The sequence below is a fragment of the Pseudomonas sp. 2835 genome (genome assembly GCF_050435905.1).
GTDB lineage: Bacteria > Pseudomonadota > Gammaproteobacteria > Pseudomonadales > Pseudomonadaceae > Aquipseudomonas.
Genome location: NZ_JBNDLE010000038.1, coordinates 1 through 7,991 on the forward strand (window position 1 = coordinate 1; position 7,991 = coordinate 7,991).

4 protein-coding genes are annotated in these 7,991 nt (G+C 62.0%); 1 reads left to right on the forward strand and 3 read right to left on the reverse strand.

The genetic code is table 11. The features are described from left to right. Positions 1-709: 709 nt before the first annotated feature. From ABIE20_RS27505 to ABIE20_RS27515, 3 genes are read right to left on the reverse strand one after another with little or no spacing between them, the layout of a single operon-like run. On the reverse strand, positions 710-2,065 hold the full coding sequence (locus ABIE20_RS27505) for an HlyD family type I secretion periplasmic adaptor subunit (RefSeq protein ID WP_429508710.1): 1,356 nt from the start codon (positions 2,063-2,065) through the stop codon (positions 710-712). An 11-nt stretch (positions 2,066-2,076) separates the two neighbouring features. Further along, positions 2,077-4,224: a type I secretion system permease/ATPase gene (locus ABIE20_RS27510; RefSeq protein ID WP_429508713.1), complete on the reverse strand. Its 2,148-nt coding sequence runs from the start codon at positions 4,222-4,224 to the stop codon at positions 2,077-2,079. 40 nt (positions 4,225-4,264) lie between these two features. Then, positions 4,265-5,638 carry a TolC family outer membrane protein gene (locus ABIE20_RS27515; protein WP_429508711.1) on the reverse strand — a complete coding sequence of 458 codons (1,374 nt, stop codon included), beginning with the start codon at positions 5,636-5,638 and terminating at the stop codon, positions 4,265-4,267. Positions 5,639-6,159: 521 nt separating this feature from the next. Here ABIE20_RS27515 and ABIE20_RS27520 point away from each other — a divergent pair. Further along, the coding region (locus ABIE20_RS27520; RefSeq protein ID WP_429508712.1) for a retention module-containing protein at positions 6,160-7,991 on the forward strand (1,832 nt) is incomplete at its 3' end.

A 7,991-nucleotide genomic window follows, 5' to 3' on the forward strand; every position in this document is an offset into this window, starting at 1 on the left:
TCCAGGTCCAGTGAATGCAGATCTATTGGACTGTCCCCAAGAAACTGGACAGCAATCCAACCTTGGGGGCAGTCCAGGTCCAGTGAATGCAGATCTATTGGAGTGTCCCCAAGAAACTGGACAGCAATCCAACCTTGGGGGCAGTCCAGGTCCAGTGAATGCAGATCCATTGGGTTGCCCCTAAGAAACTGGACAGCAATCCAACCTTGGGGGCAGTCCAGGACCAGTGAATGCAGATCTATTGGACTGCCCCCAAGAAACTGGACAGCAATCCAACCTTGGGGGCAGTCCAGGTCCAGTGAATGCAGATCTATTGGAGTGTCCCCAAGAAACTGGACAGCAATCCAACCTTGGGGGCAGTCCAGGTCCAGTGAATGCAGATCCATTGGGTTGCCCCTAAGAAACTGGACAGCAATCCAGCCTTGGGGGCAGTCCAGGACCAGTGAATGCAGATCTATTGGACTGCCCCCAAGAAACTGGACAGCAATCCAACCTTGGGGCAGTCCAGGTCCAGTGAATGCAGATCTATTGGGCTGCCCCCAAGAAACTGGACAGCAATCCAACCTTGTGGGCAGTCCAGGTCCAGTGAATGCAGATCTATTGGATCTGTCCCCAAGAAACTGGACACCAATCCAACCCTTGAGGGCAGTCCATATTGTGGGAGCCGGCGTTGCCGGCGATGGGCTGCGTACAGCAGCCCTCGAACGCCTCAGCGTTCGCGCATCGCCTCGGTACGTGCCTTGAGCACCGGCTTGAGCAGGTAATCGAGCACACTCTTGTGTCCGGTGATGATGTCCACCGTGGCGGTCATGCCAGGGATGATCAACAGCGGCTTGTTGTCACCGCCCAGGTGGTTCCTGTCGGTCCGCACCTGGATCAGGTAGAAGGCATTGCCCTTGTCGTCGGTGACGGTGTCGGCGCTGATTAGTTCGAGCTTGGCCTTCAGGCCGCCGTAGATGGTGTAGTCGTAGGCGCTGAACTTGACCATTGCCGACTGCCCGGGGTGCAGAAAGGCGACATCCTGGGGACGCACCTTGGCCTCGATCAGCAGGTTGTCTTCCAGCGGCACGATCTCCAGCAGGTCGCTGCCGGGCTGGACCACGCCACCGATGGTGTTGACCTTGAGCAGCTTGATGATCCCGTGCACCGGCGAAACCACGGTGGTGCGGGTTACCCGGTCATCGATGGCGATGCTTGAGGCAGTGATCTTAGACAGGTCGGTGCGTTTCTCGTTGAGCTCCTTGGCCGCCTCCGAGCGAAACCCGGCTTCGGACTCTTCGATCTTGCTCTTGATCTCGGCCACCGCCGCTTCGGCGCGGGGGATTGCCAGGCTGGTGGCGTTGAGCGAGCCGCGGGCTTCAACGGCGCTGCGCTTGAGGCGCAGGATTTCCACCGGTGAGATCGCTCCGGTGCCGACCAGCGGCGTCGACATGTTCAGCTCCTGCTGCAGCAGCGCCAGGGCCGAGCGGTACTGCTCGACCTTGGAGCGGAATTCGGCCAGTTCCTGGGTTTTCTGCCGCAGTTGTTCGTTGAGGGTCTGCTTTTCGCTGGTCAGCCGGCGCTGGCGCGACTGGTACAGCGACAGCTCGTCTTCAGCCACCTGTGGCGCCTTGCTGCGCACTTCTTCGGAGAGCTGGAACGGCCGGCCTTCGGCTTCGGCGGAAAGGCGCTCGACCTGGGCGGTGAGGGCAAAACGGTCGGCTTCGCTCTCGCCCTTGTTAGACAGAAAGCGCGTGTCGTCCAGGCGCAGCAAGGTATCGCCCTTGTTCACCATCTGCCCTTCACGGACGAAGATCTCGGTGACGATGCCGCCTTCAAGGTTCTGGATCACCTGGACTTTGCTCGACGGAATGGCCTTGCCTTCACCCATGGTTACTTCATCGAGCACGGCGAACTTGGCCCACAGCAGGGCAACCAGCAATAAACCCGCGGCCAGCCACACGGTGATGCGTGACAGGCGCGGCGAGTCCTGCAGGGTGGCGCCGGCCACATCGGGCATGAACTCGCGTTCGGCGGTCTTGCCGAAACTCTGGAAGTAACTGCGCAGGCCTTGGCTTACGGACATGGATGGACCCCCTAGAGTGCCGCGCCAACGCGGCCTTTGCGCAGTGCATCGATGACCGCTTCCTTCGGCCCGTCGGCAACGATCTTGCCGTTGTCCAGCACCAGCAGCCGGTCGACCAGGCTGAGCATCGAGGTGCGGTGGGTGACCAGCAGCAGGGTTTTGCCCTGCACCCAGCCATGCAGGCGCTGGCGCAACTGGTCTTCGCTGCTGTTGTCCATGTGGCTGGTGGGTTCGTCGAGGATCATGATCGGCGGTTCGAGCAGCATCGCCCGGGCCAGCAGCACTGCCTGGCGCTGGCCGCCGGAGAGCAACTGGCCGCGCTCGCCCACTGGCCGGTCGAAGCCTTGCGGATGCTGGCGGGCCAGTTCGCTGACGCCGGTCAGCTCGGCGACTTCGAGCATGCGCGCATCGCTCACATAGCGCGCGCCAAGGGTCAGGTTGTCGCGCAGGCTGCCGGCCAGCAGCGGCAGGTCATGGGCGACGTAGCCCAGTTGATGGCGCAGGTCGGCGATGTCGAGTTGGCGCAGGTCGAGGTTGTCGAGCAGGATCTGCCCTTCGTCCGGGGCATAGAAGCCCATCAGCAGGCGCGCCAGGGTGCTCTTGCCCGAGCCGCTGCGGCCAATGATGCCGATGCGCTCACCCGGCTTGACGCTGAAGCTGATGCCATTGAGGGCGGCGGCGTTTTGCCCCTGGTAACGAAAGCTCACATGGCTGACGTCGAGGCCGCCATGCAGCTGGGTGCGCTCCAGCGGCTGCTGGCCTGCCTGGCGCTCCTGCGGCAGGGCCATCAGCGCATCGGTGCTGCGCATGGTCAGTTGCGCCTGCTGGTAGCGGGTGATCAGCCCGGCGATTTGCCCGAGCGGTGCCAGCACCCGGCTGCCGAGCATGTAGCTGGCAACCAGCGCGCCGACGCTGAGGTTGCCGGCAACGATGCTGTAGACCCCGGCAACGATGGTGGCCATGCCGCAGAACTGCTGGATGAACAGCGTGCCGTTGGTGGCCAGCGCCGACAGGTTGCGGGCGTGGGCGTCGAGGCGGGTGAGGGCGCCGTGGGTGCTTTCCCACTGGTACTGGCGCTCGCTTTCGGCGCTGCAGGCCTTCAGGGTTTCCAGTCCGCCGAGGGTTTCAATCAGCAGCGCCTGACGCACGGCGCCCAGGGCCAGGCTTTTCTGCACGGTATCGCGCAGGCGCACCTGAATGAACAGGGCAAAAAAGATGGTCACCGGAAAGGCGATCAGCGGGATTATCACCAGCCAGCCGCCGAGCAGGCCGATCACTGCCAGCATCAGCACCACGAAGGGCAAATCGATGATGCTGGTCAGGGTCACGGCGGTAAGGAATTCACGCAAGCCCTGGAAGTCATGAATGCTCTGGGCAAAGCCGCCAACCGTGGCAGGCCGGGCTTTCATCGACATGCCGGTGATGCGTTCGAACAGGGTGGCAGAGAGAATCAGGTCGGTCTTTTTCCCGGCCTGGTCGAGCAGGTGGGCGCGAACCACGCGCAGGGTCAGTTCGAACAAGGTGCCGATCAGCAGGCCGGCGCTCAGAACCCACAGCGTCGAGGTGGCCTGGTTGGGCACCACGCGGTCGTAGGTCTGCATGACGAACAAGGGCACCATCAGCCCCAGCAGGTTGATCAGCAGGCTGGCGAGAATGGCGTCGCTGTAGAGCCAGCGTGAGAGTTTGAGGGTATCGCGAAACCAGGCGTTGACCCGTGGCATCAATGGCGCACGCAGGTCTTCGAGTTCATGCCGGGGACGGGCGAACAGTGCCTCGCCGGCGTAGGCTTCCAGGAGTTCTTCGCGGCTGACCCACTGCTCGCCGCCCTCGGCTTCGCAGGGCAGGATCAGCGCCCGGCCGTCATCGCCCCAACGCCGCAGCACTGCGCAGCGGCCGTCCTTGAGCAACAACAGTACCGGCAGGTTGAGCGCCGAGATCGCCCCCAGCTCTCGCCGCAGTATGCGTGCCTGCAAACCGGCCCGTGCCGCTGCCCGGGGCAGCAGCTCAAGGCTCAGGCGTTGCTCGGGCAGCGGCAGGCCGGCACTCAGGCCGGCGCGACTGACAGTGCAACCATGCAGCTTGCAAAGGATCAGCAAGCCATCGAGTAACGGGTCATCGAAACTCTGGCGCGGATCTATTGCCGAGCTCGCAGGTTGCATACTGGTCAAAGTCGCCTACTCCTGCCGCAGGTGGAGGGGTTTAGCGCATATCGGGCAGGCGCGCCTCGCTCTTCACTTCGCTCTTGGCGATCGCCTCGGGTGGCAGCGAGATGCGCTGCTTGTTCAGCAGCTCACCCATGTTGGCCAGCACCCGGTACATGGAGAACTCTTCGGTGTAGCGCACTTCGGTGTAGCGGCGGTTGGCGTTGTACAGCTCGTTTTCACTGTCGAGCAAATCGAGCAGGGTGCGTTGGCCGAGGCCGAACTGGTCCTGGTAAGCGGCGCGCACACGGGTGGTGGTCTCGGCATACTCGCGGGCTGCCGGCAACTGTACGCGGGCGTTGTTCATGGCGTTCCACGACAGCGACAGGTCTTCGGTAAGCTGGCGCAGGGCGTTGTTGCGGATGTCCATGGCCTGGTTGATCTTGTGTGCATCGGACTGCAGGCGGGCCTTGTCGCTGCCGCCGCGGAACAGGTTGTAGCTGAGTTCGACACCGGCCTGCCAATCGTTGTTGTCGTGGCCGACCTGACCTGCGGTGTTGTTGTTGGCACCAGTTGCCAGCACCGCGTCGATACGCGGGTAGAACGGCGACTTGGCCACTTCGTATTGCTGCTCGGCCGCGTTGACATCGGCCTGGGCGGATTTCAGGTAAGGGTTGTTTTCGAGCATGTCCTGGCGTGCAGCAGCCAGGTCACCAGGCACTTCACCCTTGATGGTCACCGGGGTTTCCAGCTCATCGGCCGGGCGACCAACGACGCTAAAGAATCTGGCTTCGGCGTCGGCCAGGTCGACCTCGGCGGTGTACAGGTTGTTCTCTGCCAGGGCGCGACGGGCGGTGGACTGGTCGCGGTCGGCGTTGCTGCCGACCCCTCGCTCGCTGCGCAGGCCGATCTGGTCGTTGACCCGCAGGTGCGCCTGCAGGTTGTTCTTGGCCAGGGTTACCAGCTCACGGCGTTTGAGCACTTCAAGGTACACCTCGATGGCGCTCAGGGCGACGGACTGGGCGGTAGCCTGGGTGTAGTAGGCGCGCGAGTTCACCACTGCCTCGGTACGGCCGACTTCGTTGGCGGTATTGAAGCCGTCGAAGAGCATCTGCCGCAGGCGCAGGTCGGACTGGGTGTAGGTCAGTGTCTCTTTATTATGGTTGCGCGTGCCGTCGGCATTGAAGCCACGAGTATTGGTATTGTCGGAGCGTTGCCGACCGTAACCGGCCACCAGGTCGACGGTGGGGAAGTAACCGCCTCGGGCGAACTTCACGTCTTCATCGGCCGACAGCCGGCTGTTTTTGCTGGAGCCGATTTCCGGGTGGTAGTCCACGGCGCTTTGCACAGCCTCATTAAGTGACATCGCCTGGGCATGGGTACATGCCATGGCCAACAGAATTGCGCTGGTGATGGGGGTCAAAACGCGCATGGGTTACTTCTCCCTGATTTCTAATAATGGTCCTGCGATTCGTCAAAAAAGTGACGAAAACCTGAGGTCAAACCGTATCAGGCTTGTAACAACAGAGCTAAGAACATTTACGCGCGCAGCTAAGAAGATTTTTTCATAAGAGTTATGCGAAAAAAAACTTATGCGGTCTAAGAAATCCGAGACATTGTTCATATCAGGCAGCCCGTGGAATCAGCGCTAGGGTGCATTTTTTCGGGCGTCAGAGAAAGTTCCCGTGTTTTTGCAGCAGAGGGCATGGATGTAGCGGAGGGGATGGAGGCGGGGCGAAGTTTGGCGACAATTTATTGGCACATGTCATTAGGCCACTTCGTTCAATCACGTTCACCGCAGCTCAGGCAGGCGAAGTCATTGATTTCATTGAAATCATCTCGCACTGCCGGGCTGTTTCGGTGCTGGCCCGGGGTAGTTCCACCGGGTTGGCCACGCGATAGTTCAGCGCACGCTTGCTGCAATCAACCGATTTGCAGTGGAGGAGTGCGCTCATGGCTAAGTTAATCGGTATCGTCAGCAAGGTGGTGGGTGAAGTCTTCGCTGTAGGCAGCGATGGCAGCCGCCGGCCGCTGGTCGAAGGCGATAAGGTGTATGCCGGCGAGCAGCTGGACACAGGCCTTGCTGGCGCCGTCGCCGTCCACCTGCAAAACGGTGCCGAACTTACCCTCGGCCGTGGCAGCAGCCTTACCCTGACGCCTGAGTTGCTGGCGGATCGGGCGCCTCATGTGGATACACCGGAGTCGCTGACCCCAAGCCAGGCACAGCTGACCGACGTGGAGAAACTCCAGCAAGCCATCGCCGCCGGTGCCGACCCGAGCCAGGACGCCGACCCCACTGCAGCCGGGCCAAGCACTGGCGGAGCAACGGGGGCACTGGGCGGCGGGCATACTTTCGTGATTCTCGACGAGGTGGCCGGGCGCGTTGATCCGCAGATTGGCTTTCCCACCGCAGGCTTCAACGGCTTTCCCGAGTTGCCGCAGCTGGACGTCGGCTTGATCAACAACAATGATGCAGCCCCGCCGCTGCCTGTAATCGACAACCCGGTCAGCATCGAAGGGCTTGCCGTTGATGGCGGTGAGCTGTCGTTGAACGAGGCCAGTCTGCCCCAGGGTTCGGCCAGCAATCCGGCGGCTCTGACCCAGGCGGGCAGTTTCACCGTGCAGGCACCCGATGGGGTGTTCAACCTTAACGTCGGCGGCATCAATGTGGTCACCGCAGGCGCGGTGACCGGCGTCGGCCAGTCGATCACCACCGGCCTGGGCAATTTGCTGACCATCACCGGCTATGACCCTGCTACCGGCGTGGTCAGTTACAGCTACACCCTCAACGGTGCCGAAACCCACCCCAGCGGCGCAGGTGCCAACGGGCTCGGCGAGAGCATCGCGGTACTGGTCAGCGACACCGATGGCGATGTAGCCAGTGGCTCGCTGGACATCACGGTGATTGACGACGTACCGCGGGCGGTGGCCGATGCCAATGCCGTCACCGCGACAGAAAGCCAGCTGACCCTGACCGGCAATGTGCTGACCAATGACGTGCAGGGCGCCGACCGTGTTGCCACCGGGCCGATCACCGCCGGCACCTTCGTCGGCACCTACGGCACCCTGGTACTGGCTGCCGATGGTTCCTACACCTATACGCTGAATACGGCTGATCCGGATTTCATCAATCTGCATGGCGGTGGTAATGGCGTCGAGACCTTTGCCTACACCCTGACCGATGCTGATGGTGATGTCTCCAGTGCCAACCTGGTGCTCAATGTCAGCAACCTCAATGACCCGGTGGAGCTCAACGGGCTGTCCATCAACGGCGGCGAACTGGTGCTGTTCGAGAAAAATCTGGCAGTCGGCAGCAGCCCCGATGCGGCGGCGCTGACCCAGAGCGGGACTTTTACCGTGACCGCAGCCGACGGCCTGCAATCGCTGACGGTGGGCGGCATCAATGTGATCAGCGCCGGGGTGGTCAATGGCTTCCCGCAATCGCTCACCACGGCCCTGGGCAATACCCTGACCATCAGCGGCTACAACCCGGCTACCGGTGAAGTGAGCTACAGCTACACCCTCAACGGCAACGAGGCGCATGCAGCGGGCAATGGCAGCAACTCGCTTGGCGAGAGTTTCACGGTGGTTGCCACCGACACCGATGGCAGCAGCGCAAGCATGAGTATCGATGTTTCGATAGTCGACGACGTGCCGACTGCGACAGGGGATACCAACGCCGTCACCGCTACCGAGAACCAGCTGACCCTGACCGGCAACGTACTGACCAACGATGTGCAGGGCGCGGACCGGGTGCCAACCGGGCCGATTACTGCCGGCACCTT

Coding starts and splice junctions, on each gene's coding strand:
- ABIE20_RS27510 (WP_429508713.1), bottom strand. CDS start 4,224: ATGCAACCTGCGAGCTCGGCAATAGATCCGCGCCAGAGTTTCGATGAC.
- ABIE20_RS27515 (WP_429508711.1), bottom strand. CDS start 5,638: ATGCGCGTTTTGACCCCCATCACCAGCGCAATTCTGTTGGCCATGGCA.
- ABIE20_RS27505 (WP_429508710.1), bottom strand. CDS start 2,065: ATGTCCGTAAGCCAAGGCCTGCGCAGTTACTTCCAGAGTTTCGGCAAG.